The following is a 22,595-nucleotide window of genomic DNA, read 5'->3' as shown; positions in this document are numbered from 1 at the left end:
GCAAACACAGCCCACGCCACCAGAGCCCCGCCATGTTCACCTACCTGCTGCGTCGCCTGAGCTACGCCCTGCCCATCATGCTGGGCGTGTCCCTGGTGTGTTTTGCCCTGGTGCACCTGGCGCCGGGCGATCCGCTGGTGTCCATCCTGCCGCCCGACGCCTCGGCCGAGCTGGCGGCGCAGATGCGCCAGCTCTACGGCTTCGACCGCAGCTACCCCGAGCAGTTCGGGCTGTGGCTGTGGCGCGCCGCCCAGGGTGACCTGGGCACCTCGATCGAAACCGGCCGGCCGGTGGCGGCCGAGGTGATGAAGGCCGTGGGCAACACCTTGCGCCTGGCCGTCGTGGCCACCGCCATCGGCTTTGTGCTGGGCAGCCTGTTCGGCTTTGTGGCGGGCTTCTTCCGCAACTCCTGGGTCGACAAGCTGGCCTCGCTGCTGTCGGTGCTGGGCGTGAGCGTGCCGCACTACTGGCTGGGCATGGTGATGGTGATCATCTTCTCGTCGAGCCTGATGTGGCTGCCCGCCACCGGCGCCGGCCCCTCGGGCTCGGAGGGCTGGGCCTGGGACTGGGAGCACCTGCAGTTCCTGGTGCTGCCGGCCGTGACCATGTCGGTGATCCCGATGGGCATCATCTCGCGCACCGTGCGCGCCCTGGTGGCCGAGATCCTGGAGCAGGAGTTCATCGTCGGCCTGCGCGCCCGCGGCCTGACCCAGCTGGGCGTGTTCCGCCACCTGCTGAAGAACGCCGCCCCCACCGCGCTGGCGGTGATGGGCCTGCAACTGGGCTACCTGCTGGGCGGCTCGATCCTGATCGAGACCGTGTTCTCCTGGCCCGGCACGGGCTTTCTGCTGAACTCTGCCATCTTCCAGCGCGACCTGCCGCTGCTGCAGGGAACCATTCTGGTGCTGGCCCTGTTCTTCGTGCTGCTGAACCTGATCGTGGACCTGCTGCAAACCCTGCTCGACCCGCGCATTGCGCGGGCCTGATCCCTTGCCCCCCAGCCTCTGAAGGAAGCCCCATGTCTTCGACCCTGGCCCCCCGCCGGCGCGCGCTGCCCGTGACCGTGCAGCAATCCCCGGGCTACTGGCAATCGGTGCTGCACCGGCTGCTGCGCGACCGCGTGGCCATGGCCGCCGGTGCGGTCGTACTGCTGCTGTTGCTGATGGCCGCCCTGGGCCCCTGGATCACCCCGGCCGACCCCTATGCGGCCTCGATGCTCAAACGGCTCAAGCCCATGGGCACCCCGGGCTTTGTGCTGGGCACCGACGAGCTGGGGCGCGACCTGATGTCACGCCTGATGATCGGCGCGCGCCTGTCGCTGTTCATGGGCCTGGCCCCGGTGTTGTGCGCCTTTGTGTTCGGCTCGCTGATCGGGCTGGTGGCGGGCTATGCCGGCGGGCCGCTGAACACCGTGATCATGCGCACCATCGACGTGTTCTATGCCTTCCCCTCGGTGCTGCTGGCGATTGCGCTGTCGGGTGCGCTGGGCGCGGGCATCCTGAACTCGCTGGTGGCCCTGACCGTGGTCTTCGTGCCCCAGATCGCCCGCGTGGCCGAGGCCGTGACCACCCAGGTGCGCAACCGCGACTACGTGGACGCGGCCCGCGCCTCGGGGGCCAGCGCCTTCACCATCGTGCGTGTGCACGTGCTGGGCAATGTGCTGGGGCCGATCTTCGTGTACTCGACCAGCCTGATCTCGGTGTCGATGATCCTGGCCAGCGGCCTGAGCTTTCTGGGCCTGGGCGTGAAGCCGCCCGAGCCCGAGTGGGGCCTGATGCTGAACACCCTGCGCACCGCCATCTACACCCAGCCCGCCGTGGCGGCGCTGCCGGGGGTGATGATCTTCATCACCTCGGTGAGCTTCAACCTGCTGTCGGACGGCCTGCGTTCGGCCATGGACAACAAGGGGGCCGCATGAGCACCTGGCATTCACTCCCCAAGACCGGGGCTGAAGCCCCGCTGAGCGTCGTGGACGTGGGCGGCCCGGCCCAGCCGCTGCTGACCATCCGCGGCCTGGTCAAGCACTTTCCCCTCCAGGGCGGCCTGCTGGGACGCCGGCGCGGCGAGGTGCGCGCCGTCGACGGCGTGAGCTTCGAGGTGCTCAAGGGCGAGACCCTGGGCGTGGTGGGCGAATCGGGCTGCGGCAAGTCGACCACCGCCCGGCTGCTGATGCAGTTGCTTGAACCCACGGCCGGCCAGATCGTGTTCGATGGCCGCACCGTGGGCAGCCGCGACCTGCCGCTCAAGGAGTTCCGCCGCCAGGTGCAGATGGTGTTCCAGGACAGCTATGCCTCGCTCAACCCGCGCCTGACCCTGGAAGACTCGATCGCCTTCGGGCCCCGGGTGCACGGCGTGCCGGCCGCCGAAGCCATGAGCCGGGCACACGACCTGCTGGCCCGCGTGGGCCTGGAGCCGGCGCGCTTTGCCGGGCGCTACCCGCATGAGCTCTCGGGTGGCCAGCGCCAGCGCGTCAACATCGCGCGCGCCCTGGCGCTGCGCCCGCGCCTGCTGATCCTGGACGAGGCCGTGTCGGCCCTGGACAAGTCGGTGGAAAGCCAGGTGCTCAACCTGCTGCTGGACCTGAAGGCCGAGTTCGGCCTGACCTATGTCTTCATCAGCCACGACCTGAACGTGGTGCGCTACATGAGCGACCGGGTGCTGGTGATGTACCTGGGCGAGGTGGTGGAAGTGGGCCCGGCCGGCGCCCTGTTCGACAACCCGGCCCACCCCTACACCCGGGCCCTGCTGTCGTCCGTGCCCTCGATGGACCCGGACCACCGCACCGAGGCCCCGGCCCTGAGCGGCGACCCACCCAACCCGATCGACCCACCGGGCGGCTGCCGCTTTCACCCGCGCTGCCCGATGGCCGCGCCGGCCTGCGCCCGCCAGGTGCCCGAACGCAGCAACGTGAGCCCGCTGCACGAGGTGCGCTGCCTGGTGCATGAACGCGGCAGCGAGCACCCCAAAGCCTTGAACCGCTCGCTGCACGACCCGAGCAATCTGCTGCGCCCCCAAAACGCCCAGGAGGCCCTGGCATGAACAGCCCCCAACCTGCTTCCGCGCCGCTGGTGCAGATCGAAGACCTGTGCGTGACCTTCACCGGCGGCAAGCTGCCGGTGCAGGCCGTCAGCGGCGTGACGCTGAACGTGGCCCGCGGCCAGGTGATGGCCTTGATCGGCGAGTCGGGCTCGGGCAAGAGCGTGACCCTGCGCACCCTGCTGCGCCTGCACCCCGAGCGGCGCACCCAGATGCGCGGCAAGGTGCTGGTGGACGGGCGCGATGTGCTGGCGCTGAGCCCGCGCGAGCTCAACGACTACCGCGGCAAGACCACCTCGATGATCTTTCAGGAGCCGCTGCTGGCGCTCGACCCGGTGTACCCCCTGGGCCAGCAGATCGTGGAGGCCATCCGCCGCCACGAGCCGGTGAGCCGCGCCGAGGCCGAGCGCCGCGCCCTGGCCCTGTTCGAGCAGGTGCGCATCCCCAGCCCGGCACGCCGCCTGCTGGCCTACCCGCACGAGATGTCGGGCGGCATGCGCCAGCGCGCCATGATCGCCCTGGCCCTGGCCTGCAAGCCCCAGGTGCTGCTGGCCGACGAACCCACCACCGCACTCGATGCCACGGTGCAGATCCAGATCCTGCTGCTGCTGCGCGAGCTGCAGCGCGAACTGGGCCTGTCGGTGATCTTCGTCACCCACGACATCGGCGCGGCCGTCGAGGTGGCCGACCGCGTGGCCGTGATGTATGGCGGGCGCATTGTCGAAGAGGGCTCGGTGCGCGAGCTGATCCGCGCCCCCCGCCACCCCTACACCCAAGCCCTGCTGGGCAGCCGCTCGCACGGGGCCATGGTGCCCGGCCAGCGCCTGCAGACCATCAGCGGCTCCCCCCCCGACCTGGCCCGCCTGCCCCCGGGCTGCTCGTTTGCCGAGCGCTGCCCGCGCGCCAGCGACCTGTGCCGCAGCAGCCAGCCCCCGGTGGAGGCGGTGAGTGCCGACCATGCGGTACGCTGCTTCCAGTGGCAGGTGCCCGAGCGTGACACGGCCCCATCCGAACAACCCGTTGGAGACACCCATGCCCCTGCATGACCCCGCGCACGCCTTTGTGCCCTACCCCGACGCCCCCGTGCCGCATGCCGGCACCGGGCCCCTGTCGGGCCTGCGCTTTGGCGTGAAAGACCTGTTCGACGTGGCCGGCTACCCCACCGGCGGCGGCAACCCCATCGTGCTGGCCCTGTCGGGCCTGAAGACCCGCACGGCGCCCACGGTGCAGCGCCTGCTGGACGCCGGGGCCGCCTTTGCCGGCAAGACCGTCACCGACGAACTGGCCTTCTCCATGAACGGCAACAACGCGCACTTTGGCGCGCCCATCAACGGCGCGGCGCCGGATCGCATCACCGGCGGCTCGTCCTCGGGCTCGGCCTCGGCCGTGTCTTCGCGCCTGGTCGACTTTGCCCTGGGCACCGACACCGGTGGCTCGGTGCGCGCCCCGGCCAGCCACTGCGGGCTGTACGGCCTGCGCCCCAGCCATGGCCGCATCTCGCTGGCCAGCGCCCTGGACCTGGCGCCCAGCTTCGACACCTGCGGCTTCTTTGCGCGCGACGCACTGACCTTCTCGCGCGTGGCCGAGGTGCTGCTGGGCGAGGACCGTGTGGCCCTGCCCGACCGCCCCCGCCTGCTGCAACCCACCGACCTGTGGGCCTTTGCCCAGCCGGCCGCCGTGGCCGCCGTGCAACCGGTGCTGGCGCAGGCCGAGGGCCTGTGGGGGCCGGCGGCGGCTTGCACGGTGATGCTGGACTCGTTCGAGGCCATGTACTGGAACTTCCGCTATATCCAGGGCCGCGAGGCCTGGATGACCGATGGCCCGCTGATCGAACGCTACGCCCCGCCCCTGGGCCCGGGCGTGGCCGAGCGTTTTGCCTGGTCGCGCCAGGTGACAGATGCCCAGGTGGCGCAGGCCGAGAGCTTCCGCCGCCGCTTCCAGGCCCACATGCAAGCCCTGCTGGGGAGCGACGGCGTGCTGCTGCTGCCCACCATGCCCGACGTGGCCCCCCTGCGCAGCGAGCCCGAGTCGGCCCTGGAGGACTACCGCAACCGCGCCATCCACATGCTGTGCGTGGCCGGCCTGGGTGGCCTGCCCCAGGTCTCGCTGCCGCTGGCCCGCCAGACCCAGGCCGACGCCCCGCTGGGCGTGTCGCTGATCGGGCCGGTGGGCTCGGACGCCTCGCTGATCAGGCTGGGGGTGGCGCTGGCGGGGTGAGCTGGGCGAGCAGGCCGTCGCAAGCCTCTTCGATCAGGTCGAGCACCTGCTCGAAACCCGCGGCACCACCCTCATAGGGGTCAGGCACTTCAACCCGCCCCTGCTGCGGCCCGTACTCGGTCAGCAGGTGCAGCTTGGCCTGATGTTGCGCCGGACAGGCCTGGCGCAGGCGCGCCAGATTGGCCCGGTCCATGGCCAGAATCAGATCGTGACGGGCAAAGTCGGCCGGGGCGACCTGGCGGGCGCGCTGCCCGGCCATGTCGTATCCACGCCGGGCGGCATGCGCCTGTGAGCGAGGATCCGGCGCACTGCCCACGTGGTAGGCGTGGGTGCCTGCAGAATCCACCTGAACCTGCGACGCCAGGCCCAGGGCCTGCACCTTGTGGCGCATCACGCTCTCCGCCGTCGGGCTGCGGCAGATGTTGCCCATGCAGACAAAAAGAAGTGACAGGGGGTGGTTTTGGCTTGGCATGCAGCGAATTGTGCCGTGGCCTGCGCTCACCCCAGGGTCTGACAGGGGCATCCTGGATTCCGTGAAGTTTGTCACACACTGCCCGTATCATCGCGCGCTTGTTGACCGCCCGCGCCATGAACACCCGCCCTGCCCACCCCCTCCCGAACAACGCCCTGCCCCCCGCCCTGAGCCGCCGCGCCACCCTGGCGCTGCTGCTGGCCACGCCCTGGGGCCTGGCCCGGGCTGGTGAGACCCTGACGGGGGCCGGCTCCTCGGCCGCGGCACCGCTGTACCGCGCCTGGGCCGCGGCCTATGGCAAGACCCAGGACGTGCAACTGCAGTACGAGGCCAGTGGCTCGTCGGCCGGGCTGAAGAAGATCCGCGCCCAAGAGGTGGCCTTTGGCGCCTCGGATGTGGCGCCCACCGAGGCCGAACTGGGCCGTGACCAGCTGCTGCTGGTGCCCACCTTTGTGACCGGCGCGGTGCCGGTGGTGAACCTGCCGCGCGTGCCCCGGGGCCGGCTGCGCCTGACCGGCGAGGTGCTGGCGCAGATCTTCCTGGGCAGCATCACGCGCTGGTCGGCCCCCGAGATCGCGGCCCTGAACCCCGAGCTCAGCCTGCCCGACCTGGCCATCCGCCCGGTGGGCCGCAGCGACGGCTCGGGCACCACCTGGTACGTGGCCGACTACCTGGCCCGCCTGAGCCCGACCTGGAAGGAACGCCTGGGCGCCAAGACCAGCCTGGCCTGGGGTGAGCACGTGCTGGGCGCCAAGGGCAGCGACGGCGTGGTGCGCGCGGTGCAGGACACGGCGGGCGCCATTGGCTATGTCGACTTCAACTACGTAGGCGCGAACAGCCTGAGCCCCGTGCAACTGCGCAACGCCGCCGGTGAATTTGCCACGGCCGGCGTGGCCGGCTTCAAGGCCGCCCTGCGCGCCAGCGACTGGGCCGCCAAGGGCAACTTCCACGCCAGCCTGGCCAACCTGCCCGGGCCCGGGGTGTGGCCGATCACCATGGGCACCTTTGTGCTGCTGCCACGCGTGAGCAGCCAGCCGGCCGAGACGACACGGGCCCTGCGCTTTCTGATGTGGGCCCTGCTCAAGGGCGACTCGGTGGTCGAAGGCCTGAGCTTTGTGCGCCTGCCGGACGCACTGCAGGCCAGCGCCTTCAAGGCCCTGAGCAGCGTGGTCGACAAGCAGGGCCGCAAGCTGGGCACCGAGGCCTTCTCGGCGGTGGCCCAGGCCGGCTGAACCTGGGCGACAGCGCCCCGCGCCGGCGGGCTCCAAAATCGCGGCCTTTGTGCTGCGCCTCTGCGCAACAACGGTTTTTCTAGGAGCCCTCATGAGCAAACCCTTTGACATCGTGGTGCACGGCGCCACGGGTTTCACCGGCCGCCTGGTGGTCGAATACCTGCTGCGCCAATACCCGAACTCGAACCCGGCCGGCAGTGGCCTGCGTTGGGCCATGGGCGGGCGCAGCGCCGCCAAGCTGGCCGCCGTGCGCGACGAGCTGGGCGCCCCGGCCGACACCCCCCCTGGTGGTGACCGACAGCAGCGACCCGGCCAGCCTGCAGGCGCTGATGGCGCAAACCCGCCTGGTGCTGACCACGGTCGGCCCCTACCAGCTGTATGGCAACGAACTGGTGGCCGCCTGCGCCCAGGCCGGTGTGGACTACGTGGACCTGTGCGGCGAGCCCGCCTGGATGCGCCACATGATCGATGCCCACGAGGCCCAGGCGCGCGCCAGCGGCGCCCGCATCGTGTTCTCCTGCGGCTTCGACTCCATCCCCTTCGACCTGGGTGTGCTGCTGCTGCAGACCGAGATGAAGGCCCGCTTCGGCCAGCCCGCCCAGCGCGTGCGCGGCAGGGTGCGCAAGATGAAGGGCACCTTCTCGGGCGGCACGGCCGCCAGCCTGAAGGCCACCATGGCCGCCGCTGCCAGCGACCCCGGCGTGCTGGCCCTGCTGCGCAACCCCTTCTCGCTGACACCGGGCTTTGAAGGCCCGCGCCAGCCCTCGGGCAACAAGCCCGAACTCGACGAGGCCCTGGGCCTGTGGGTGGCCCCCTTTGTGATGGCGGCCATCAACACCCGCAATGTGCACCGCTCCAACTTTTTGCTGCAACAGGCCTACGGGGCCGATTTCGTGTACGACGAGATGCTGGTCACCGGCGCGGGCGAGAAAGGCCAGGCCATCGCCCAGGCCGTGGCCAATGACAAGTCCATGGGCTCGGACGCCGGCCCCCAACCGGGCGAAGGCCCCTCACGCGAAGAGCGTGAGGCGGGCTACTACGACGTGCTGTTCCTGGGCCACGACAGCGCCGGCCACAGCCTGAAAGTGGGCGTGACGGGCGACCGCGACCCGGGCTATGGCTCCACCTCCAAGATGATCAGCGAAGCCGCCGCCTGCCTGCTGCTCGACAGCGCCGCCACCCCGGGCGGCATCTGGACCCCGGCCTCGGCCATGGGTGACAGGCTCATCGCCCGCCTGCAGGCCCACGCGGGCCTGAGTTTCAAGGTGGAAGACTGAGATCGGGTGCTGGGGACTGAGCTCAGTCTCCGCGCGCCAGCAGCACCGCCACCTGCTCGCGCAGGCTCTCGGGGCTGAGGCCGGCCGGTGCCATCGGGGCCCCCACCTCCAAGCCCACGCGGTTGAACAGGCCGCGCCGGAACGGGCGCACCATGGCGTCGCCCTGCTCGATGCGGCTGAAGAACGAGCCCCACAGATGGGTCAGCGCCAGGGGCACCACCGGCACGCTCAGACCGTCGGCCTGGGCGCGCTGCAGGATCTTCACGATGCCGCCCTTGAAGGGCTGGAGCTGCCCGTCGCGGGTGATGCCGCCTTCGGGGAAGATGGCCAGCAGGTCGCCCTCGCGCAGCACCTGGGCGGCGCGCTCGAAGGCCGCCTCGTAGGCCGCGGGGTCTTCCTTCTGCGGCGCGATCGGGATCGCCTTGGCCAGGCGGAACAGCGTGCCCAGCAGCGGCGCACGGAAGATGCGGTGGTCCATCAGGAAGTAGATCGGGCGCGGGCTGGCCGCCATCAGCAGCACCGCATCGACAAAGCTCACGTGGTTGCAGGCCAGCACGGCGGCCCCCGTCACCGGCAGGTGCTCGTCGCCGCGCACCTTGAACCGGTACACAAAGCGTGACATCACCCAGGCCACGAAGCGCAGCAGATACTCGGGCACCAGCAGGAAGATGTAGCCGGCCACCACCGCATTGGCCAGGCCCACGAACAGGAACACCTGCGGGATGCTGAAGCCCGCGCCCAGCAGGGCGCCGGCGATCACCGAGCTGCCGATCATGAACAGCGCGTTGAGGATGTTGTTGGCCGCGATGATGCGGGCCCGGTGGGTGGGCTGGCTGCGCATCTGGATCAGGGCGTACATGGGCACGCTGTACAGGCCGGCGAACAGGCTCAGCAGCAGCAGGTCGGCCATCACATGCCAGTGCGCCGGCTGGGCCACGAAGGCGGCCAGGCCCATCTGCTCGGCCGGCGGCAGGCCGCGCGAGGCGAAGTACAGGTCGATGGCAAACACGCTCATGCCAATGGCGCCCAGCGGCACCAGGCCGATCTCGACATGGCGGCGCGACAGCACCTCGCACAGCAGCGAACCGATGCCGATGCCCACCGAGAACACCACCAGCAGCAGCGAGGCCACCTTTTCATCGCCGTGCAGCACCTCCTTGGCAAAGCTGGGGAACTGGCTCAGGAACACCGCGCCGAAGAACCACATCCAGCTGATGCCCAGCAGCGAGCGGAACACCACCACGTTCTCGCGCGCCAGGCGCAGGTTGCGCCAGGTTTCGCTGACCGGGTTCCAGTTGATCTTCAGCCCCGGGTCGGTGGCCGGCGTGGCCGGGATCGCCTGCGCCACGCCGCGCCCCAGCAGGGCCAGCAGCACGCAGGCCACGGCCACCTCGGCATGCCCCACGGCGGGCACGGCCACCAGCAGCCCGCCCGCCACCTGGCCCAGCAGAATGGCCACAAAGGTGCCCATCTCGACCATGCCATTGCCCCCAGTGAGCTCGCGCTCACTCAGCACCTGGGGCATGTAGGCAAACTTGACCGGCCCGAACAGGGTGCTGTGCAGCCCCATCAGGAAGGTGCACAGCAACAGCACCGGCACCAGGCCACTGACAAAGCCCCAGGCCGCGATCAGCATGATGGCGATCTCGAGCGACTTGACCAGGCGGATCAGCCGCGTCTTGTCCCACTTGTCGGCCAGCTGGCCCGAGGTGGCCGAGAACAGCACATAGGGCAGGATGAACAGCGCCCCGATCACCAGCCCGGCCAGCGAAGCCGGCAGCCAGCTGACCTGCAGCTGGTAGGTGACCATCACCGTGAAGGCAAACTTGAACAGGTTGTCGTTGGCCGCACCACAGAACTGGGTCCAGAAGAACGGTGCAAACCGACGCTGGCGCAGCAGGGCGAACTGGTTGGGGTGCTCGGAATGAGCGTCCTGGACGGAGGGGTTCATGGTGTGACAGAAATCGACGGTGGGCCGAGTTTAGAGGCAGGCGGGCCCGGTGACCTGAGCCCCGAGTGTCTGCAACCCCCTCGTGCAGCGACACGTTTTTGGCACCAGAATGCTCAAAATCACCTTTTAGTAGCCCAATCCGATACCCAACCCGCCGACAGCCCCCATGAGCAGCACCGCCGACCTGATCCGCATCCTCAAGCAGGAACTGAAATCCGCCCAGATGACCTATGCCGACCTGGCGCGTGCCCTGGGCATGGCCGAGTCCAGCGTCAAGCGCATGCTGGCCAAGGGTGATCTGTCGCTGTCGCGCATCGACGCCATCTGCCGCGCCCTGCGGCTCGACTTTGCCGACCTGGCGCGCCGGGTGGCCGATGCCCAGCCCCTGCTGGCCCAGCTGACCGAGGCGCAGGAGCGCGCCGTGGTGGCCGACAAGAAGCTGCTGCTGTGCGCCATCTGCGTGCTGAGCCAGTGGACGCTGGAGCAGATCACTCAGACCTACCGACTGAGCGAGGCCGAGGCGGTGAAGGCCCTGCTGCAACTGGACCGGGTCGGCATCATCGAGCTGCGCCCGCAGAACCGCTACCGGCTCAAGCTGGCCAAGACCTTTCGCTGGCGCCCGCACGGGCCGGTGATGAACTTCTTCCGCGAACACGCCTTGCTGGACTATTTTTCAGGGGCCTTCTCGGGCCCGGACGAAGGCCTGCTGCTGGTGCATGGCAGCATCAGCCGCAGCCTGGCGCCCATGTTCATGGAGCGACTGCAGCGCGTGGCGCAGGATTTTGCCCAGCAGCACCTGGCCGACCAGAAGCTGCCCGAAAGCCAGCGCGAGGGCTACACCCTGCTGCTGGCCCAGCGCAGCTGGGAGTTCGAGGCCTTCAGCGCCTTGCGGCGCATCCAGCTTAGGCCACCTGCACCTTGATGGCGTGGTCGAGCCAGCTGTTGTTGGCAAAACCGCCGGCATTGTCGGTGCGCAGGCGCGGCTGCTCGCGGCCCTCGGCATCGGTGACGCGGCAGGCCAGCACGTGGCTGCCGGTGCGCAGCTCGGTCTCGAAGACGAACTGGCGCCAGGCGAAGCGGCCCAGGTCGGGGCCGGAGAACTGGGCCACGCCCCAGCGCTGGCCGCCATCGACCGAGACCTCGACCTGGCGCACGGCGCGGGTGCCGCCAAAGGCCACGCCCAGCACGCGCACCAGCCCGGGCTTGAGCGCTCGCCCGCCCGGGGCGGGGCTGTTGATCCAGGATTTGAGGTCCATCTCCCACAGCGGAGCATCGCCCGGCCCGGGCTCGGCCCCCATGGGGGTGAGGCGGTAATCGCGGGCCATCATGCGGGCCGCGCTCTCCTGCTCGGTGAAGGCCAGGCGGCGGATGTACTTGATCTGGTTCTCGGCGTAGTAGCCGGGCACGATCAGGCGCAAGGGGCCACCATGGGCCAGCGGCAGCGGCTCGCCATTCATCTCCCAGGCCAACAGGGCGTCATCCAGGGCGAGCAAAGGCACAGAGCGCTCGGGCAGCAGGCTCAGCGGGTCGATGCCCTCGGGCAGCACCTCGGCACCGGTGGCGGTGATGAAGCGCGCCGCAGGGTCCAGCCCGCCCAGCGCGCTGACCACGCGGCGCAGCGGCACGCCGCTCCAGACCACGCAGCCGGCCGCGCCCACACCCCAGGGCAGGCCGTTGACCTTGCCCGGGATGAAGGCCCGGCCATTGCCCGCCGATTGCAGCACCGTGGCCACGGTCTCCAGGCCCAGATCGCGCAGTTCGCCCAGGGTGATGTCACGGGCCTGCTTCAGGCCGGCCGTCTGCAGCACCCAGGCGTCGCGGTCACTGAGGATGCGGGCCTCGGGTGGCGGCAGGTGGCTGCGCACGAACAACTGGCTGGCCGGGGTGATGACGCTGCTGCCCACGGCACTGCGCCGGGTTTCCAGGGCCAGGTGGCTGTGCTCTTCCAGGGCCGAGGCGTCTTTCCAGGCCACATAGCCGGGCAACACACGAGGCTCGGCAAACACCGGGGATTGCCAGCCTCCGAGCAGGCACAGGCCGGCCGCCCCCCCGAGCCAATGCCGGCGTGAGAGGTCAGAACGAGAGGCTGTCGGGAGGGATTCGGACATGGAACACCAGCAAGGAACAGGCCGCCGGACACGCCCGCACACAGGCGGGCGCATCGACGGGCCATGGAAGGTCTGCCCACGATTGTGGACCAAAGCCAGGGCCTGCCCGGGCTTGGCCGTGGGTAGACTTACCCCTATGGCGAACACCCTCTCCCACTCCATCACAGCGCAGCGCGAGACCGTGCCGGCGATGCCACTGGAGCGCACCCTGACCTACCGGCTGCACCTGCTGCACAAGCTGACCGACCTGGAAAGCCAGCGCGCCTACCCGGCCGAGGCGGGCCTGCCGATGAGCGACGGGCGCTGCCTGGCCTCGATCGGCGCCTTCGAGCCACTGTCGGTGAACGACCTGGCGCACCGGGCCAACCTGAACAAGGGCCAGGCCAGCCGGGCCGCGCAGTCGCTGGTCGATCAAGGCCTGGTGCTCAAGCAGGCCAGCCCCACCGATGGCCGGGGCGTGGTGCTGAGCCTGACCGAGGCCGGCCGCAGCCAGTGGCGCCGCACCATGGAAGTGATCGAGCGGCGCAACCAGGCCATCTTTGGCGCCTTGTCCGATTCAGACCAGGCCCGGCTCGGCGAGCTGTTCGACCAACTGATTGCCCATGCCCGCGGCCAGGATGGGCGCGAAGCCCAGGACGGCAGCTCGGGCGAGACGGCGGCAGCCGATCAATCCTCAGTGGTGAACACCGTCAGCACGCCGGTGTAGCCATACAGGTGGTGGCGGGCAATCTCGCCACCCGCAAAAAAGCCCACCAGGGGCACGTCTCCGAGCGCGTGGCGCACGATCTGCAGCTCGGCACTGGGCCCGCCGAAATGCGGGCCGCCGCGCCCCGAGCAACTCACGTACACCGCCCCGGCCATGCGGCGCCCGGCCACGGGGCCGGCCTCGGGCAAGCCCGCCGACAGGGCCGTGGCCTGGTCGACGGAGAGCATCTCGGGCTCCAGCTCTTCGCGGATCTCGGCGCAGATGCGCATCAGGTCGGCACGGGCGGCCTGCACATCGCGGCGGCAGAACGCCAGGCGCATGCCCACCTGCAGCGGGTGCGCCACGGCCACGCCCTGGCGCGCCGGGTCGAGCCCGATGATGTGGCGAACCAGCACATCGGCGCCGAAGCGGCCGTGCCGGTCCAGGCTGTCGTCGCCCGCCGCACTCAGGCCCACCAGGGTGGAGCGCAACACCTCCAGGGCCTGCTGCAAGGCGGGGCTGCGCTGGGGGCCGTCGAGGTCGAGCGTGACGCGCAGGTCGCGCAGCAGCACGGCCAGCGCCGGCTCGCCGTCCAGGGCCAGCACCACATGGCCGTCGGCGGCCGTCACCTCGTGCACCGGCGCCACCGGCAGGCAGCCCTGGGTCACGCGCGAGATCAGCGACACCTCTTCGGTGAAGGCCACCCCGCTCAGCCCGCCGCGGAACACGCCGCGCGCCGCGCCGTGGCCGCGGATGTTGCCATCCCCCCCGATGGCGAACTGCACGCTGCCGTGGCGGCTGGCGGCCAGGCCGCCAAACAGGTAGCCCGTGTCGGTGCGGGCAGCCATCTCGGCAATCAGCTCCGCCACATCGGGCGTGCCGGCATCGGCGTGCACCAGCGCGGCATGGGCCTGAAAACCCAGGCCCAGCGGTGCCACGCCCGAGAACACCCGGTACTGGTGTGCCGGGATGTCGCACAGCATCAGCGACAGGGCGGGTTCGTCAAAGTACTCGGCGTTGTTGGCGGCCACCCCGATGCCCACGGTGCCCGCCCAGTCGTTGATCTCGGGCAGCTCGGCCGACAGGAAGTCGAGCAGGTCCTGGGCCTCGGCGGCGTAATGGTCGGTGATGTAGAGCAGGCCCAGCGTGGGGTTGTGCGCATAGCCGGGCAAGGCCATCTGGGCCCGCAACTGGGCCAGCACCAGGCCGGCTGCCATGCGCCACTGGGGATGGGTGGCGTGGCCGTGAGGAAAAAGTGACATGAGGACTCCGCGATGGCGTGCCCCCATTCTGCCGCGTCAAAACCCCTTCAGAGGGAATCTGGCCCGCTGGAACCTGGGCCAGCCTGACTTCAGGAGGCGCGGCGCGGCGCCGCTTTCTTGGCCGGGGCGGCCTTCTTGGCCGCCGGGGCTTTGCGCGCGGCAGGCGCCTTCTTGACGGCGGCCTTTGCGGGAGCAGGCGCTTTGACTTCGGGGGTCGCCCTGGCCTTGGCGGCCTTGGCCACCTTGACGCCGGCCGTCACGGCTTCGGCCGTGGTCTTGAGGGCCTCGCGCGCCAGGCCGGTGGCCAGGTTGCGCGTGCTGTCCAGGGCCTGGGCCACCGCCGTGTCCTTGATGGCGTCGGTGGCGATCTGCTGGAACTGCTGGGTCAGCGCGCCCCACCATTGCAAGGGGTCGATCACACCGGGTGCGGCCGCGGCCTCGGCCTGCGGGGCGGGTTCAGGCGCGGGGGACGGTGCAGGCTCGGGCTCCGGCGCGGGCGCGGGGGCGGGGGCCGGTGCGGGGGGGGGCCGAGGCCGTGGTGGCGGCGGTGGCCGCGGCAGCCAGGTTGGCCGAGGCCTTCTGCATCTCCGACATCATGTCGGCCGTCTTGACCTGGAAGGCCTTGGCCACATCGCCCATGCTGAAGTTCATGCCCTTCAGGGTGGCCAGGGTCATCTTCTGGACTTCCAGGGCCTGGATGGTGGCGGCGAGGGCGCGGGCATTCTGATCGAGCCAGAACTGCACGGCCTTGAGTTCGGTGATGCGCTTGTCGATCTCTTCGACGCTCAGGGTGGGGGCCACCCAGCTGGAGAGGCTGGGCATGTTGGGCAGGCCCTGCTGAGCCCCTTTGACGGCCGAACTGGCCAGGTTCTGCAGGAAGTCGAAACCCGGCACAAGTTTGCCGAAGCCGAAGGGGGTGGTGTCCGTCATGTCTGCTCCATCTTCTGAAAATGAGATCGATGCCGCAGCTTACCGGAGGTCTCGCCACTGGAACAGGCGGAATTGCACCTGATCGGGGCGCTGCACACAAGGCTTGCCTTTGGTTGCAGCGCCCGGGGCTTCAGTGCTTGTGGTGCTCGTGGCCGGCCATGCCGCCCGCCGGCGGCGTGGCCGACACGGGCACGCTGATGTCAAGCTGGCTTTCGGCACCCTTGGCGTCGCGCAGCTTCAGCGTCAGGGGCACCTGGCTGTCCTTGGCCAGCGGGGCCTTGAGGTCGAGCAGCATGACGTGGTAGCCACCGGGCTTGAGCTCCACCGCCTGGCCGGCCGGCAAGGGCAGCGACGGCAGGGCGCGCATCTTCATCACATCGCCCTCCATCTTCATCTCATGCACCTCGGCCACGCCAGCCGCGGGCGAGCTGACGCCCACCAGGGTGGCGCCCGCCGGGGCGGTGAGGGTCATGAAGGCGCCGGTGGCCTTCTGGCCCGGCACGCTGGCGCGTGCCCAGGCGCCCTGCACCTGCACCACCTGGGCGCTGGCGGGCAAGGCGGCCAGCGCGAGGCTGGCGGCGGTGATCAGGGTCATGAATGCTTTTTGCATGGGGGGCTTTCTGGCAATGGAATCAATGGACATGGGCGGCCGGGGCGGCGGGGGTGGCCGGGACCGATGGGGCGACTGCAGCGGCCGGTGCCACCACCTCGAGCAGGGCGGCCGGGGCTTTCAGGCCCCGGGTGGAGCTGCCCGAGGCGGGCACCTCGGCCCAGTCGGACTGGCCGCCATCACAGCCCTGCAGCACCTTGAACCACAGCGGCCCGGCCGGGCCGGCCGGCGTGCCGCGCAGCACGAACTCATCATAGTAGGCGCCCGGCAAAGCGTTGGCGGGGCCCTGGGCCTGCCAGCGCACCTCGACCACGTCGTCCTTGACCAGGTGGCCGTGGGCCTCGTAGGGCTGGGCCAGCGCGGCGCGCTGGACGCTCAGGGTCCAGCCCGCCTTGGGCACCGGCTGGGCGCCGCGAAACCCCTCGGGCACACGCACGGTGATGGCGGTGGTGGATTGGCCTTCGCCGCAGGCATGGCCCACCTTGAAGACGGCCTTGTAGGCAGCCCCGGCCGTGGCCTGGGGCTGCTCCAGGGTGACGTGGGCCTGCGCGGCAGCGCTCAGTGCCAGGGCCAGGGCGGCCCATAGGGAAGTTGGCTTGATCATGGCGTTTCGCTTTCAGAAGTCAGCCCGCAGATTGGCCTGGTAGCTGCGCTGCGGGTAGGGGTGGAAGTTCCAGTACTGGTCATTGTTCAGGTTGTCGATGCCGAACGAGGCCGTCAGGGTCTTGTCGATGCGCCACAGCACCCGCAGGTCGGTGGTGAAGTAGCGGCTCACGCCCATGTAGGTGAAGCCATTGGTGTCTGCGTTGTTCAGCGTGCGGTACTGGGGGCCGCTGTAGCGCGCGCCCAGGCTGGCGCTCCACTGCGGGCTGAAGTGCCAGGTGGCCTGGGCCGTGGCGCGCCAGCGCGGGATGTTGGGCTGCTGGCGGCCCAGCGTATCGCCGGGGGTGCTGACGTAGCCTGCGTTCTCCTTGATGATGGAGTGCGCATAGGTCACGCTGCCCAGCACGTCGAGCTCGCGCCAGCCCACGCCCTGGCCATTGAAGGCGGCCTCCAGGCCCTGGGTGTCGATGCGGCCCACGTTCTGCACGCGGCTGATGTTCTTGTTGGCCGCGGCGTCGTACACGGTTTGCGAGTACAGCGCGTCGCGCGTGGTCTCTGCGAAGTAGGTCAGGCGCGCCAGGGCGTTGCCCAGGTCTTTTTCGGCACTCAACTCGGCCGTCCAGGAGCGCTCGGGCTTCAGGTTGGGGTCGTTGATGTACTGCGAGTTGGTGGTCGAGGTGGCGCCGTACAGCTCGGCCACGGTCGGGAAGCGCACAGCGCGGCCCAGCGAGGCCTTGAGCACGGTGTCGGGCTGCCACTGCCACGACAAAGCGGCCTTGGGCGAGGCAGCCTGCACCGAGCGCTCGGCAAACGCCAGCGCGCTGCTGGCCGAGAAGTTGGTCTGGCCCTGGGTGGCCGTCCAGTCTTCCAGGCGCAGGCCCAGCACGGCCTTCCAGCGCGGCGCGAAGGCCCACACGTCCTGGGCCCACAGGCTGCGCAACTGGGTGCGGCCCTTCACGCTGGAGGCCAGGCTGCCCGCCGCATCGCTGAGCCAGTTGTTGCTGAGGGTGCTGGTGACGTAGCTGAGCTTGTAGCTGTCTTGCTGCACGCCGAAGTCGACGATGTGCGCGCCCTGCAAACCGGTGGGGCGCCAGGTGCCCCGTGCGGCCAGGGTGTTCCAGCCGGTGCCGCCACCGTCGGCCAGGGTGCCGGCGCCGCCACTGGCGGCCGCTGGTGCGGGGTTGCTGGCCGCGTTCTGGCGCAGCAGGTCGCGGCTGTAGTCGTACAGGCTGGCGGCCAGCTCCCAGTCCCACTCGCCCTGGGTGTGGCTCTTGAGGGACAAGCCGTGCATGAAATGGGTGCTGGCCTGGCGCGTCAGCGCAAAGTCGGCGCCGCTCAGGGCCTGCGAGCCCGAGTAGGTGAGGCCGCCCGTGCTGAAAGCCCCGCTGTAGACCGTCTGCCCGGCCGCGTTGCGCAGGTAGGACACCGGGCTGCCCACCGAGGTGTTCTGCCAGACGCCCAGGGTGTAGCTGCCGCGCACGGTGGGCGTGAAGTCATAGGCCAGCTTGGCCTTCACATGGTCCTGCACCGTGTGGTACTGCGTGCCGGTGCCAAGCACGATCCACTTCTGGCCGGCGTTGTTGGCATTGGCCACGGCACCGGTCACGGCGGTGCCCGAGCCGGTGGCGCTGCCGGCACTGAGCAAGCGGGTGGCAAAGGTCAGGGGCTGGCCGTCGCTGTCGGTGTGGTTGAAATTGAGCCACCACGACAGATCCCCGTTCTTGTTGCCCAGCGAGGCGCTGGTCTGCCAGGCCTTGTAGGTGTCGCTGGTGTTGTACAGCTCGAAGGGCTGGGTGGTGAAACCGGCCGAGACATGGGCCTCGAAGCGGGTGGGCATGCGGGTCACGTAGTCGACCACGGCACCGGCCGAGTTGCCGGCGTAGGCCGCCGAGAAGGGACCGTACATCACGTCCACGCGCTCGATCTCTTCGGGCGTGACCAGGCCCCAGCGGGGCGGAAAGCTCAGGCCGCCGACCCCATTGCCCAGCAGGTTGGACAGCAGGATGCCGTCGGCATACACCATGGAGCGGGCGCTGTTGCCGGTGCCCGAGGCCCGGGTGGACAGGATGGCGTGGTTGTAGTCGCCGATGTATCGCTTGCGCACCAGCAGGCTGGGAAAGTACTTGAGCGCGTCTTCGCTGTCGGTGGCGTTGATGGTGGTCTCGATCTGCTCGCGGGTGGCCCCCTCCAGGGTGGTGGGGATCTGCGTGGGCAGCGAGCTCGGCTGACCGCTGCTGATGGTGACCACGCCCAGCGACTTGGTGGGCGTGCTGCTGTCGTCGGCCTGGGCCAGGGGCAGCAAAGACAGGGCCAGCACACCGGTCAGGACCGGAGCGACGACAGAAGAAGACGAGGAAACACGGGGAAAGGCGACGGCCAGGGCCGACGCCATGCGGCTTTTGCGCATGGGCACTCCAGAAAAGAACAGATCGGGGCGCACCGGCGGCTCACATCAGGAGAGCACAGGCGGTGGCCGGGAAGGCTGGATTTCAGGCGAGTGCGGGCGGGCCGCGCGGCGGCAGGGGCGCCGCCGTGAGGGCCGCGATGCGCGCGGCCGGGATGCTCTGCAGCACATGGCCCAGTGGCAGCACTGGGGGCAGCACCACGGTGTGCACCGGGGGTGGCGCGCCCAGGGCCGCGCACAGGGGGCAGTCGAGCGTGTGGCCGGTCTGGCTGGCCGTGCTGCCATCGGCCGACTTGACCAGCACCTTGATGGCGCCGGTGGAGGAGCACACCAACTCCATGTCGAGCGGCACGACCAGAGGCGACGCCACCGCCACGCCCAACGACAGCACAAACCACGCCACCATCAGGCGGGCGAGGTATCGGGCTTGGCGCAGGGTGTGCATGGCGGCTGATTATGCGGGAAAGCTCAAGCCAGCGCAGAGTCCAGCTTGCGCCGCGCCGGGCGCGCCCGGGTGCGGGGCGCCACCAGGCTACCCATGGCCCGGCACACGCTCTCGGGCGCCGAGTCCACGATGTGGGCGATGTCGCGCAGGTAGGGCAGATCGCAGTCGCGCACGCGCTGGGTGATCACCCCGGTGGCATGCGCCAGCGTGGTCAGGAAGTGGTCCACCCGGCTGGCCACGGTGCCGCTGCGCAGGCGCACGGCCTCGGCGGTGCGCGCCTGCTGCTGCAAAAAGGCATCGGCCAACACGCGGTGCCGGGCCGCCTCGTCGGCCAGGGCCAGCGGCACGGCCTCGCTGTCGACCACCGCGGTGGCCGAGAACGAATAGCGCTCACTGCACAAGGCCTCCACCCCAAGCAGATCCCCTGGCAAGGCCAACTGGACAAAGGCCACGCCCTCGTCACTGACACGCTCCAGGCGGAACACCCCCCGGGTGACGCGCCACACCGGGCCGATGGCGCCGGCTTCCAACAATGAATCGCCCATGCGCAAGGCCTTGGCCTCGCCGGGCAGCTGAATTTCTTGACAGGTCATCAAGACCCCCTTGATAAGACGAACGCCAGGGACAGGCAAAAAGCGTTCCCGGGCCTACATGACTGAGCCCGAGGCCGACGGCAAGGGTCGGCCCGGTCCGGAGCGGAATCAGGCCGATCCGGGTGGGCCACGCGCCGGCAGCGGGGCGCTGGTCGCCCGGGCCACAGGCCCTGCGCCACCGCCCGCACCGGGCGCCAGGGCCACTGTCCAGGTCGGTGCAGCCAGGGCCAAGCGGCCGGGGGCCGGCGCCAGGCCGGGCAGACAGGCCGGGCAGTCCAGGGTGTGGGCCAGCGCGCTCCAGAGGCCATCGGACTCGTCGGTGCTGTTGCCGCCGCTGGTGCCCACCACCAGGCGACGCGCCCCCGAGGAGGTGCACACCTCTTGCCAATCCACCGGATGGATCAGCGGCGAGGCCACCGACGCGCCGACGAACAGCACGAACCACGCCAGCATGGAGCGGGCGAAGAGTTGATGCGGGCGGATGAACGGCATGTCTGAATTATGTCGCACTGCAGCAAGTCAAGCGCGGGACGCCCGACTGCCCCGACAGGCCTTTACGATGGCAAGCGCCGGGGCCCAGCGCCGCCGGCGACCTGAACAACAAACTGGAGACCCCCGATGCTGAAACTGTGCGGATTTGCGGCAAGCAACTATTACAACAAGGTCAAACTGGCCCTGCTGGAGAAGGGCCTGCCCTTCGAGGAAGAACTCGCCTGGGTGGGCGAGGTGGACCTGCAGGCCAGCCCGCTGGGCAAGGTGCCCTACCTGAAGACCGAGCACGGCGCCCTGAGCGAGTCGGCCGTGATCTGCGAATACATCGAACAGACCCACCCGGCCCACCCGCTGCTGCCCAGCGACCCGTTTGCCGCCGCCAAGGTGCGCGAGCTGATCACCTACCTGGAGCTGCACCTGGAGCTGGTGGCCCGCAACCTGTACCCGCAGGCCTTTTTTGGTGGCCAGGTGAGCGAGGGCACGCGTGAGAAGATCAGCGCCCAGCTTGAGAAGAACATCGCGGCCTTTGCCAAGCTCGCCCGCTTTGACCAGCCCTTCATCGCAGGCGATCAATTCAGCCTGGCTGACTGCACCGCCATCGTGCACCTGCCGCTGATCAGCGGCGCCACCAAGATCGTCTACGGCCGCGACTACCTGGCCGAGCTGCCGGTGCGCGACTACCTCAAGCGCATGGGTGAGCGCCCCCATGTGCAGAAGATCAACGCCGACCGCAAGACCAACACCGAGCTGATGCTGAGCCGGCGCAAGTAAAGCCAGGCCCTCTGGGCGCTCAAAGCCCCTCAGAACCGGGCCGGGCGGCGCTCACGCAGGGCGCTGATGCCCTCGCGCACATCCGGGCCGGCAAAGCCCAAAAATTCGAGCGCCAGCGAGCTGTCGAACGTGGGCCCGGCCTGGCGCAGCCAGTTGTTGAGGGCGTACTTGGTCCAGCGGATGGCGCTCTGGCTGCCGGCGGCCAGGCGCTCGGCCACCTCGTAGGCGCGCGGCAGCAGCTCGGCCTCGTCCACCGCCAGCGACACCAGGCCGATGCGCTCGGCCTCCTCGCCCGACAGCGGCTCGCACAACAGCAGGTAGTACTTGGCCCGTGCCATGCCGCACAGCAGCGGCCAGACGATGGCCGCGTGGTCACCGGCGGCCACGCCCAGCTTGGTGTGGCCGTCCACAATGCGGGAATTGCGCGCGGCGATCGACACGTCGGCCAGCAGGCCGGCCACCAGGCCCGCCCCCACCGCCGGCCCGTGCATGGCGCTGACGATGGGCTTGTCGCAGTTGATCAGGTTGTAGACCAGGTCGCGCGCCTCTTTCCAGACCCGCACCCGGGTCTCGTGGCTGTCGCTCATCTCCTGCACCATGGCCAGATCGCCACCGCCCGAGAAGCCCCCGGCCTCGCCGCGCAGCACCGCCACCCGCACGCTGTCGTCGGCCGACACATCGCGCCAGATCTCGGCCAGCTCGCGGTGACCCGCATGGCCGGCTGTGGGCAACTTGCCGTTGAGGGCGCGCATCTGGATGTCCAGCACCTGCCCCTCGGGGCCGCGGCGGCTGATGGCCAGGGTGGTGTAGCGCGTGTAGTCGGGTGCCGGGGTGGCGTGGCTCGTCATGTCGGTCTCCTGGGTCTTGGGTTGGAATCGCGAGGATTGTGCGGCCCCCCACCCGGCGCGCGCTGTCACCTCCAGGGCCCTTGCGCGACCCCAGGCGCCCATGGCGGGCCCATGGACGCCCTTGAATGCCCTTCAATGCCCTTCAATGCCCTTCAATGCCTACAAGCGCCCTTGACCACGATCAAAGACGGCACCACGCACCAGGCAGATCATGAAGCCATGGCCCAGGAGACCGGGCCGAACCAGAAATCAGAAAGGCCACCATGCACCCCCACCTCACCCAACCCTTCCGCGAACAACTGCTGGCCCAGCGCACCTCGCTGATCGAGCAACTGGCCCAACAGCGCGGCGGCCTGGTCGACCGCGCCCAAGCCGATGGCCGCGCCCCGCAACCCGAAGATTCACACGCCCAATCGGCCACCGAGCGTGAACTGGCTTTCGCACTCGATGAACGCGAAACCGCCGAAGTGGCCGCCATCGATGCCGCCCTCAAGCGCATCGACGAGGGCCACTACGGCGAATGCCTGGACTGCGGCGTCGAGATCCCGGCGGCGCGGCTGCATGCCGCCCCCGAGGCCGAGCGCTGCATCCGATGCCAAGAAGCCCAGGAACACCCGCACGCGCACTGAGCCTGCCTGCGCAGCCCGTGCCTGCCCTTC

The 22,595-nt window shown here is 69.7% G+C and carries 23 protein-coding genes and 1 pseudogene; 11 read left to right on the top strand and 13 right to left on the bottom strand.

The window, feature by feature from the left end:
• The first annotated feature begins 32 nt into the window (after window positions 1-32).
• From F624_RS0118570 to F624_RS0118550, 5 genes are read left to right on the top strand one after another with little or no spacing between them, the layout of a single operon-like run.
• Window positions 33-986: an ABC transporter permease gene (locus F624_RS0118570; RefSeq protein WP_019575843.1), complete on the top strand. Its 954-nt coding sequence runs from the start codon at window positions 33-35 to the stop codon at window positions 984-986.
• 32 nt (window positions 987-1,018) lie between these two features.
• Complete coding sequence (locus F624_RS0118565) at window positions 1,019-1,918, top strand: ABC transporter permease (RefSeq protein ID WP_019575842.1); 900 nt, start codon at window positions 1,019-1,021, stop codon at window positions 1,916-1,918.
• The gene (locus tag F624_RS0118560; protein WP_019575841.1) at window positions 1,915-3,039 is read left to right on the top strand and encodes an ABC transporter ATP-binding protein; all 1,125 of its coding nucleotides are present in this window, start codon (window positions 1,915-1,917) and stop codon (window positions 3,037-3,039) included. Before F624_RS0118565 ends, F624_RS0118560 begins: the two co-directional genes overlap by 4 nt.
• The gene (locus F624_RS0118555; RefSeq protein WP_019575840.1) at window positions 3,036-4,082 is read left to right on the top strand and encodes an ABC transporter ATP-binding protein; all 1,047 of its coding nucleotides are present in this window, start codon (window positions 3,036-3,038) and stop codon (window positions 4,080-4,082) included. The genes F624_RS0118560 and F624_RS0118555 overlap by 4 nt, the downstream gene beginning before the upstream one ends.
• Window positions 4,069-5,253, top strand: a complete 1,185-nt coding sequence (locus F624_RS0118550; protein WP_019575839.1) for an amidase — start codon at window positions 4,069-4,071, stop codon at window positions 5,251-5,253. Before F624_RS0118555 ends, F624_RS0118550 begins: the two co-directional genes overlap by 14 nt.
• Here the strand turns inward: F624_RS0118550 and F624_RS0118545 are convergent.
• Window positions 5,225-5,725 (bottom strand): low molecular weight protein-tyrosine-phosphatase, encoded by a 501-nt coding sequence (locus F624_RS0118545; protein WP_043426205.1) that lies wholly within the window; start codon window positions 5,723-5,725, stop codon window positions 5,225-5,227. The genes F624_RS0118550 and F624_RS0118545 overlap by 29 nt on opposite strands.
• Before the next feature lie 116 nt (window positions 5,726-5,841).
• Between F624_RS0118545 and pstS the strand changes: the two genes are divergently transcribed.
• Together pstS and F624_RS32650 are read left to right on the top strand one after the other, a co-directional pair.
• Window positions 5,842-6,957, top strand: coding sequence for a phosphate ABC transporter substrate-binding protein PstS (pstS, locus tag F624_RS0118540; protein WP_157443513.1), 1,116 nt, complete (start codon window positions 5,842-5,844; stop codon window positions 6,955-6,957).
• A 91-nt stretch (window positions 6,958-7,048) separates the two neighbouring features.
• Window positions 7,049-8,234: pseudogene (locus F624_RS32650) on the top strand (saccharopine dehydrogenase family protein).
• A gap of 22 nt (window positions 8,235-8,256) precedes the next feature.
• Here F624_RS32650 and F624_RS0118530 read toward each other — a convergent pair.
• Entirely contained in the window at window positions 8,257-10,185 is a 1,929-nt protein-coding gene (locus F624_RS0118530; RefSeq protein ID WP_019575835.1) for an MFS transporter, read from the bottom strand.
• A 166-nt stretch (window positions 10,186-10,351) separates the two neighbouring features.
• Here F624_RS0118530 and F624_RS0118525 point away from each other — a divergent pair, with 166 nt between their 5' ends.
• Window positions 10,352-11,107 (top strand): helix-turn-helix domain-containing protein, encoded by a 756-nt coding sequence (locus F624_RS0118525; RefSeq protein ID WP_019575834.1) that lies wholly within the window; start codon window positions 10,352-10,354, stop codon window positions 11,105-11,107.
• Here the strand turns inward: F624_RS0118525 and F624_RS0118520 are convergent.
• Window positions 11,088-12,293, bottom strand: a complete 1,206-nt coding sequence (locus tag F624_RS0118520; protein ID WP_031255479.1) for a sulfite oxidase — start codon at window positions 12,291-12,293, stop codon at window positions 11,088-11,090. The genes F624_RS0118525 and F624_RS0118520 overlap by 20 nt on opposite strands.
• 136 nt (window positions 12,294-12,429) lie before the next feature.
• On the opposite strand from F624_RS0118520, the gene F624_RS32645 reads away from it, so the two are divergent.
• Window positions 12,430-12,999: a MarR family transcriptional regulator gene (locus F624_RS32645; protein ID WP_019575832.1), complete on the top strand. Its 570-nt coding sequence runs from the start codon at window positions 12,430-12,432 to the stop codon at window positions 12,997-12,999.
• Here F624_RS32645 and F624_RS0118510 read toward each other — a convergent pair.
• The 9 genes from F624_RS0118510 to F624_RS0118475 all read right to left on the bottom strand — a co-directional run bounded on the left by F624_RS0118510 (window position 12,960) and on the right by F624_RS0118475 (window position 20,317).
• Window positions 12,960-14,240, bottom strand: a complete 1,281-nt coding sequence (locus F624_RS0118510) for an FIST signal transduction protein (RefSeq protein WP_031255478.1) — start codon at window positions 14,238-14,240, stop codon at window positions 12,960-12,962. The two genes, F624_RS32645 and F624_RS0118510, sit on opposite strands and share 40 nt — an antisense overlap.
• 89 nt (window positions 14,241-14,329) lie before the next feature.
• On the bottom strand, window positions 14,330-14,659 hold the full coding sequence (locus F624_RS35885) for a hypothetical protein (protein WP_245573676.1): 330 nt from the start codon (window positions 14,657-14,659) through the stop codon (window positions 14,330-14,332).
• Between the two features lie 37 nt (window positions 14,660-14,696).
• Window positions 14,697-15,170, bottom strand: coding sequence for a PhaM family polyhydroxyalkanoate granule multifunctional regulatory protein (locus F624_RS35880; RefSeq protein WP_245573675.1), 474 nt, complete (start codon window positions 15,168-15,170; stop codon window positions 14,697-14,699).
• Window positions 15,171-15,300: 130 nt separating this feature from the next.
• Window positions 15,301-15,780, bottom strand: a complete 480-nt coding sequence (locus F624_RS0118500; RefSeq protein WP_019575830.1) for a copper chaperone PCu(A)C — start codon at window positions 15,778-15,780, stop codon at window positions 15,301-15,303.
• Window positions 15,781-15,802: 22 nt separating this feature from the next.
• A complete protein-coding gene (locus F624_RS0118495; protein WP_019575829.1) occupies window positions 15,803-16,384 on the bottom strand; it encodes a YcnI family protein in 582 nt (193 codons plus the stop codon).
• Between the two features lie 12 nt (window positions 16,385-16,396).
• A complete protein-coding gene (locus F624_RS0118490) occupies window positions 16,397-18,790 on the bottom strand; it encodes a TonB-dependent receptor (protein WP_019575828.1) in 2,394 nt (797 codons plus the stop codon).
• 82 nt (window positions 18,791-18,872) lie between these two features.
• Window positions 18,873-19,232 (bottom strand): DUF2946 family protein, encoded by a 360-nt coding sequence (locus F624_RS0118485; protein ID WP_019575827.1) that lies wholly within the window; start codon window positions 19,230-19,232, stop codon window positions 18,873-18,875.
• 23 nt (window positions 19,233-19,255) lie between these two features.
• Entirely contained in the window at window positions 19,256-19,825 is a 570-nt protein-coding gene (locus F624_RS0118480) for a Crp/Fnr family transcriptional regulator (RefSeq protein WP_019575826.1), read from the bottom strand.
• Between the two features lie 108 nt (window positions 19,826-19,933).
• The gene (locus tag F624_RS0118475; protein WP_019575825.1) at window positions 19,934-20,317 is read right to left on the bottom strand and encodes a hypothetical protein; all 384 of its coding nucleotides are present in this window, start codon (window positions 20,315-20,317) and stop codon (window positions 19,934-19,936) included.
• Window positions 20,318-20,443: 126 nt separating this feature from the next.
• On the opposite strand from F624_RS0118475, the gene F624_RS0118470 reads away from it, so the two are divergent.
• A complete protein-coding gene (locus F624_RS0118470) occupies window positions 20,444-21,088 on the top strand; it encodes a glutathione S-transferase (RefSeq protein ID WP_019575824.1) in 645 nt (214 codons plus the stop codon).
• 29 nt (window positions 21,089-21,117) lie between these two features.
• Here the strand turns inward: F624_RS0118470 and F624_RS0118465 are convergent, their stop codons facing one another.
• Window positions 21,118-21,936, bottom strand: coding sequence for an enoyl-CoA hydratase/isomerase family protein (locus tag F624_RS0118465; RefSeq protein WP_019575823.1), 819 nt, complete (start codon window positions 21,934-21,936; stop codon window positions 21,118-21,120).
• A 263-nt stretch (window positions 21,937-22,199) separates the two neighbouring features.
• Between F624_RS0118465 and F624_RS0118460 the strand changes: the two genes are divergently transcribed.
• Window positions 22,200-22,565, top strand: a complete 366-nt coding sequence (locus F624_RS0118460) for a TraR/DksA family transcriptional regulator (RefSeq protein ID WP_019575822.1) — start codon at window positions 22,200-22,202, stop codon at window positions 22,563-22,565.
• Window positions 22,566-22,595 lie beyond the last annotated feature (30 nt).

The organism is Curvibacter lanceolatus ATCC 14669, assembly GCF_000381265.1.
GTDB classification, from domain to species: Bacteria; Pseudomonadota; Gammaproteobacteria; order Burkholderiales; family Burkholderiaceae_C; genus Curvibacter; species Curvibacter lanceolatus.
This window is presented reverse-complemented; position numbering and strand designations above follow the sequence as displayed.

What these genes read in the sequence shown, in the direction of transcription:
- F624_RS0118570 (WP_019575843.1), top strand. Translation starts at nt 33, where the DNA reads ATGTTCACCTACCTGCTGCGTCGCCTGAGCTACGCCCTGCCCATCATG.
- F624_RS0118565 (WP_019575842.1), top strand. Translation starts at nt 1,019, where the DNA reads ATGTCTTCGACCCTGGCCCCCCGCCGGCGCGCGCTGCCCGTGACCGTG.
- F624_RS0118560 (WP_019575841.1), top strand. Translation starts at nt 1,915, where the DNA reads ATGAGCACCTGGCATTCACTCCCCAAGACCGGGGCTGAAGCCCCGCTG.
- F624_RS0118555 (WP_019575840.1), top strand. Translation starts at nt 3,036, where the DNA reads ATGAACAGCCCCCAACCTGCTTCCGCGCCGCTGGTGCAGATCGAAGAC.
- F624_RS0118550 (WP_019575839.1), top strand. Translation starts at nt 4,069, where the DNA reads ATGCCCCTGCATGACCCCGCGCACGCCTTTGTGCCCTACCCCGACGCC.
- F624_RS0118545 (WP_043426205.1), bottom strand. Translation starts at nt 5,725, where the DNA reads ATGCCAAGCCAAAACCACCCCCTGTCACTTCTTTTTGTCTGCATGGGC.
- pstS (WP_157443513.1), top strand. Translation starts at nt 5,842, where the DNA reads ATGAACACCCGCCCTGCCCACCCCCTCCCGAACAACGCCCTGCCCCCC.
- F624_RS0118530 (WP_019575835.1), bottom strand. Translation starts at nt 10,185, where the DNA reads ATGAACCCCTCCGTCCAGGACGCTCATTCCGAGCACCCCAACCAGTTC.
- F624_RS0118525 (WP_019575834.1), top strand. Translation starts at nt 10,352, where the DNA reads ATGAGCAGCACCGCCGACCTGATCCGCATCCTCAAGCAGGAACTGAAA.
- F624_RS0118520 (WP_031255479.1), bottom strand. Translation starts at nt 12,293, where the DNA reads ATGTCCGAATCCCTCCCGACAGCCTCTCGTTCTGACCTCTCACGCCGG.
- F624_RS32645 (WP_019575832.1), top strand. Translation starts at nt 12,430, where the DNA reads ATGGCGAACACCCTCTCCCACTCCATCACAGCGCAGCGCGAGACCGTG.
- F624_RS0118510 (WP_031255478.1), bottom strand. Translation starts at nt 14,240, where the DNA reads ATGTCACTTTTTCCTCACGGCCACGCCACCCATCCCCAGTGGCGCATG.
- F624_RS35880 (WP_245573675.1), bottom strand. Translation starts at nt 15,170, where the DNA reads ATGACGGACACCACCCCCTTCGGCTTCGGCAAACTTGTGCCGGGTTTC.
- F624_RS0118500 (WP_019575830.1), bottom strand. Translation starts at nt 15,780, where the DNA reads ATGCAAAAAGCATTCATGACCCTGATCACCGCCGCCAGCCTCGCGCTG.
- F624_RS0118495 (WP_019575829.1), bottom strand. Translation starts at nt 16,384, where the DNA reads ATGATCAAGCCAACTTCCCTATGGGCCGCCCTGGCCCTGGCACTGAGC.
- F624_RS0118490 (WP_019575828.1), bottom strand. Translation starts at nt 18,790, where the DNA reads ATGCGCAAAAGCCGCATGGCGTCGGCCCTGGCCGTCGCCTTTCCCCGT.
- F624_RS0118485 (WP_019575827.1), bottom strand. Translation starts at nt 19,232, where the DNA reads ATGCACACCCTGCGCCAAGCCCGATACCTCGCCCGCCTGATGGTGGCG.
- F624_RS0118480 (WP_019575826.1), bottom strand. Translation starts at nt 19,825, where the DNA reads ATGACCTGTCAAGAAATTCAGCTGCCCGGCGAGGCCAAGGCCTTGCGC.
- F624_RS0118475 (WP_019575825.1), bottom strand. Translation starts at nt 20,317, where the DNA reads ATGCCGTTCATCCGCCCGCATCAACTCTTCGCCCGCTCCATGCTGGCG.
- F624_RS0118470 (WP_019575824.1), top strand. Translation starts at nt 20,444, where the DNA reads ATGCTGAAACTGTGCGGATTTGCGGCAAGCAACTATTACAACAAGGTC.
- F624_RS0118465 (WP_019575823.1), bottom strand. Translation starts at nt 21,936, where the DNA reads ATGACGAGCCACGCCACCCCGGCACCCGACTACACGCGCTACACCACC.
- F624_RS0118460 (WP_019575822.1), top strand. Translation starts at nt 22,200, where the DNA reads ATGCACCCCCACCTCACCCAACCCTTCCGCGAACAACTGCTGGCCCAG.